4 protein-coding genes are annotated in these 4,494 nt (G+C 67.4%); 1 reads left to right on the top strand and 3 read right to left on the bottom strand.

Features of this window, described 5'->3' with window-relative positions; all coding sequences use genetic code 11:
- The 3 genes from K728_RS23025 to K728_RS0103725 all read right to left on the bottom strand — a co-directional run.
- Positions 1–1,297: molybdopterin oxidoreductase family protein (locus K728_RS23025; protein WP_443110914.1), on the bottom strand; the 1,297-nt coding region annotated here is incomplete at its 3' end.
- The gene (locus K728_RS23020) at positions 1,194–1,823 is read right to left on the bottom strand and encodes a molybdopterin oxidoreductase family protein (protein WP_443110913.1); all 630 of its coding nucleotides are present in this window, start codon (positions 1,821–1,823) and stop codon (positions 1,194–1,196) included. The genes K728_RS23020 and K728_RS23025, both read right to left, overlap by 104 nt.
- A 5-nt stretch (positions 1,824–1,828) precedes the next feature.
- Positions 1,829–3,235, bottom strand: a complete 1,407-nt coding sequence (locus tag K728_RS0103725; RefSeq protein ID WP_156911156.1) for an MFS transporter — start codon at positions 3,233–3,235, stop codon at positions 1,829–1,831.
- Between the two features lie 174 nt (positions 3,236–3,409).
- Between K728_RS0103725 and K728_RS0103720 the strand changes: the two genes are divergently transcribed.
- The coding region (locus K728_RS0103720) for an FAD-binding oxidoreductase (protein WP_156911154.1) at positions 3,410–4,494 on the top strand (1,085 nt) is incomplete at its 3' end.

Raw genomic sequence — 4,494 nt, 5'->3', positions numbered from 1 at the left:
CCCGCCGCGTCTGGGTGCCGGACTGGTAGTGCTCAAGGAGGCGGCCGGTCGCGAGGAGCAGCGGCGCGGGAACATTGGAGCCGGTCGTTGCGGCCTGCGGGGCGACCCGGACCAGAGCGGCGCGGCCGCCCGGATGCGCGAATGCGTCGAGGAAGAGCCGGGGCGTGCCGGTGCCCCCCATCGGGTAGGGCCAGTAGGCAGCTGTCCCGCCGTCGAGCAGATCGTAGTCAAGCCCTGAGTAGTCGGCCAGACCGCCGGCGCTGGCACGGGCGAGCTCGTTGAACATCGTCTCGGGATCCTCACTGAACAGCGAAGGGGCCTCCAGGAGCCGCGCGAGTTCCTGCATGATCCAGAGCTCACTGCGGGCACTTTCCGGAGGTGCCACGGCCGCCCTGCGGCGGAGGACGCGGCCCTCAAGATTGGTGATAGTGCCCTCTTCCTCGGCCCACTGCAGGACCGGAAGGACGACGTCGGCCAGCGCCGCGGTCTCGGACAGGAAAAAGTCGGAAACGACGAGCAGGTCCAGTGAGCGCAGACCGTCGATGACCGTCGTCGCGTTCGGCGCCGAGACGGCAATGTTTGCCCCGTGCACGAAGAGGCACCTGACGCCGTCCGGGCGGCCCAGTGCAGCGAGGAGTTCGACGGCGGGAAGTCCCGGCCCGGGGATCGCATCCTCGGGTACTCCCCACACGTTGGCGATGTGGGCGCGGCCGGCCGGGTCGGTGATCTTCCGGTAGCCGGGCAGCTGGTCGGCTTTCTGGCCGTGCTCGCGACCGCCCTGGCCGTTGCCCTGCCCGGTCAGCGTCCCGTAGCCGCTGTGGGAGGTGCCGGGCAGCCCGAGGAGGAGGGCGAGGTTGATGGCCGCCGTCGTGGTGTCCGTGCCATCAGCGTGTTGTTCGATGCCCCTGCCGGTGAGAATGTAGGCGCCCGGACCGCCGTCGGCTCCGCTGCGTGCGCCGCGCGCCAGCAGCCGTGCAGTCGCCCGGATGGACGCAGCAGGAACGCCCGTGAGGCTCTGAACGCGCTCGGGCCACCAGCGCGCGAGCCCGCGGGCGACGTCGTCGTACCCAATGGTCCGTTCGTCAAGGAACGCGCGGTCCTCCAGGCCCTCGGCGACCACCACGTGGGCGAGTCCGAGGAGGAGGGCGAGGTCAGTGCCGGGGGTGGGCTGCAGGTGGATGCCCTTGCCCTGGTCAGCGAGGCGGGCCGTCGCGGACCGTCGGNACGACAACGAGCCCGCCCGCACCCCGGGCGCCGCGGAGGTGCTGCACAAAGGGCGGCATCGTGTCAGCTGCATTCGAACCGAGGAGGAGGATCACCGAGGCAGCGTCGAGGTCCTCGAGAGGGAAGGGGAGGCCGCGGTCGACGCCGAACGCCCGGTTCCCGGCTGCCGCAGCGGACGACATGCAGAACCGACCGTTGTAGTCGATGCGGGAGGTGCGCAGGGCGAGGCGGGCGAACTTGCCGAGCGTGTAGGCCTTCTCGTTGGTGAGGCCTCCGCCGCCGAACACCGCGACGGCGTCCCGTCCATGAGCAGCCTGGATGGTGCGGACGCGGTTGCTGATGAGCTGCAGGACGTCATCCCAGGGGGCCTCCCGCAGGACGCCGTCGCTGCCGCGGAGCAGTGGCGCGGTCAGGCGATCCGGGTGGCGGAGCAGGTCGGCTGCCGACCAGCCCTTCCGGCACAGGCCGCCCCTGTTGGTGGGAAAATCGCGGCCGGCGACCGTAGCCCCACCGCCGGCGGTGGACGCGCTGACAGTCATCGCGCATTGCAGTGCGCAGTAGGGGCAGTGCGTTTGCTGTCCGGGGCCGGTTTGCTCCATGGTGGTCAAACCTTGCCGAGGGTCGAGGAGCGGCGAAGGTAGAAGAACCAGGTGACGACGAGCATCAGCACATACCCGCCGACGAAACCGTAAAAGGCGAAGTCGTAACTGCCGGAGGCACCCTTCGATGCGTTGAGGACCTGCGGGATGAGGAAGCCTCCGTAGGCGCCGATCGCCGAGATGAGGCCGAGTGCTGCCGCGGATTTGCGCGCGGTGCTGACTGATTCGCGCAGGTCTGTCTGTCCTGCCACGGCTCCCCTCACCGCGAAAATTATGGGGATCATCCGGTAGGTGGCGCCATTGCCGGTTCCAGCAGCGGCGAAGAGGACGAGGAAGAGGCCGAGGAAGAGCCAGAAGTTGGCGAGCGGAAGAGTCCAGACAACCGTGAGGGCGACCGCGGCCATGACGGCGAAGGCTGCGACGGTGATCAGTGCTCCGCCGAAACGATCGGCGAGGCGGCCGCCGAAGGGCCGGGCGAGGGATCCAACCAGCGGTCCGAGGAACGCCAGAGACAGGGTCACCGGTCCCATCGCGAGGGTGGAAAAGGCGGGGAACGAGTCGACGATCAGTTTCGGGAACACCCCAGCGAACCCGATGAAGGATCCGAAGGTGCCGATGTAGAGCAGGGACATGATCCAGAAGTGCGGTTCGCGAAGGGCCGCGAGGGAACCCGCAATGTCGCTTTTCGCGTTGGATAGGTTGTCCATGTACTTCCAGGCGCAGAAGGCCGCGATGAGAATTAGCGGCACCCAGAGCCAGCCGGCCAGCGGAAGGTTCAGGGTAGCGGCAGCGCCCAGCGCGATGGCGATCGGTACCACCAGCTGTGCGACGGCGGCACCCAGGTTTCCTCCGGCGGCGTTCAGGCCGAGTGCCCAGCCCTTTTCACGGGCAGGGTAGAAATAGGTGATGTTCGCCATCGAGCTGGCGAAGTTACCACCACCAAACCCTGCCAGTGCTGCGACAGCGAGCAGCACGCCGAAGGGCGTGTCCGGGTTCGAGACGCAGACAGCCAACCCGATGGTGGGAATCAGGAGAAGCAGGGCGGAGATAACCGTCCAGTTCCTGCCGCCAAATCGCGGCACCATAAAGGTATAGGGGATCCGGAGGGTCGCCCCGACGAGAGACGGCATGGAGATCAACCAGAAGATCTGCGAGGTCGAGAGGGTGAAACCGGCTGCCGGTAGGTACACGACAACGATCGACCACAGTTGCCACACCACGAACCCGAGGAATTCGCACATGATGGACCACTGCAGGTTGCGCTTGGCAATGGACTTGCCCACAGTGTTCCACTGCGTGGTGTCCTCGGCGTCCCAGTTGTCGATCCACCGGCCGGGCCGGTGCAGGAGTGTTGGCGCGGTCGTGGCGGGTCGAGCACTCAGGTCCGCCGGTGCTGCTTCGTCAATGCTCACGGAGACCTCCAGGGTTGGTGTTTCTACTTCCCCTGACGATACGGAGCCCGCGTTTCCACTCATGGCGTGCCACGTAAACGCTCCGTGACGTTCACCTATCCGGACTGGAATGGCTTTGTGAGAACTTCTACGCCATGAATCATGGGACCCTGAATGATGAGTAACATGTTACTCATGGCAATGACGCTCACAGCACCCACCTCCCTGGTCGTTGAACTTCAATCCAGGGGAGTCTCCGACGTGCGGATCGACGCAACGTCCCGGGCGACCTACTCGTCCGACGCGTCCCTGTACCGGGTGCAGCCGACGGCGGTGGTCTTTCCCCGGCACCTCGACGAGGTCCTCGCGACGCTCGAGGTCTGCCGGGAGCGCGGCATCCCCTTCACCTCCCGCGGCGCCGGCACATCCCTGGCTGGCAACTCCATTGGCACCGGAGTGGTCATCGACTTCAGCCGCCACCTCAATAGAGTCCTGGAGTTCGACGCTGAAACCCGCACCGCCGTCGTCGAACCCGGCGCCGTCCACGCTACGCTCCAGAAGGTGGCCCTAGCGAACGGGTTGCGCTTCGGCCCCGACCCGTCCACCCACACCCGCTGCACCGTCGGCGGGATGATCGGCAACAACGCCTGCGGGTCCCGCGCGCTCGCCTACGGACGCACCGCTGACAACGTGACCCACCTCGACGTGGTTACCGGGTCCGGCGCCAGGCTTTATCTCGACGCGCAGGGCACGCCGTCGTCGTCGGAGACCGACGCGCTGCGCTCGCTGGTGGCCGCAGAACTGGGCACCATCAGAACCGAACTCGGCCGCTTCGGCCGGCAGGTCTCCGGGTACTCCCTCGAACACCTGCTCCCGGAACGTGGGTTCGATCTCCGCCGGGCGCTGGTCGGCAGCGAAGGGACGCTCGCCGTCGTGCTTGAAGCGGGAGTGCGGCTGGTCGCTGACGCACCGCACAAGACCATGGTGGTGCTCGGGTTCGAGACCATTGGCGACGCCGGCGACGCCGTCACCAGCGTCCTACCCTTCAAGCCCACCGCCTGCGAGGGCCTGGACTCGCGGATCGTCGACGTGGTTCGCACCCGAAAGGGCCCGCAGGCGGTGCCCGAACTGCCCGGCGGCGCGGCCTGGCTGTTCGTCGAAATCTCCGGGGACGACGCCGTCGACGTCGCCGACCGCGCGGGTTGCCTCAGCGCCATTGCGCAGGCTAAACATGCCCGCATCATCACCGACCCGCGGGAGGCGCTGGCGCTGTGGCGGAT

Source organism: Arthrobacter sp. CAL618 (genome assembly GCF_000468215.1).
GTDB lineage: Bacteria > Actinomycetota > Actinomycetes > Actinomycetales > Micrococcaceae > Arthrobacter_D.
The sequence above is the reverse complement of the archived record's forward strand: the minus strand, read 5'-3'. Positions and strand labels throughout refer to the sequence as shown.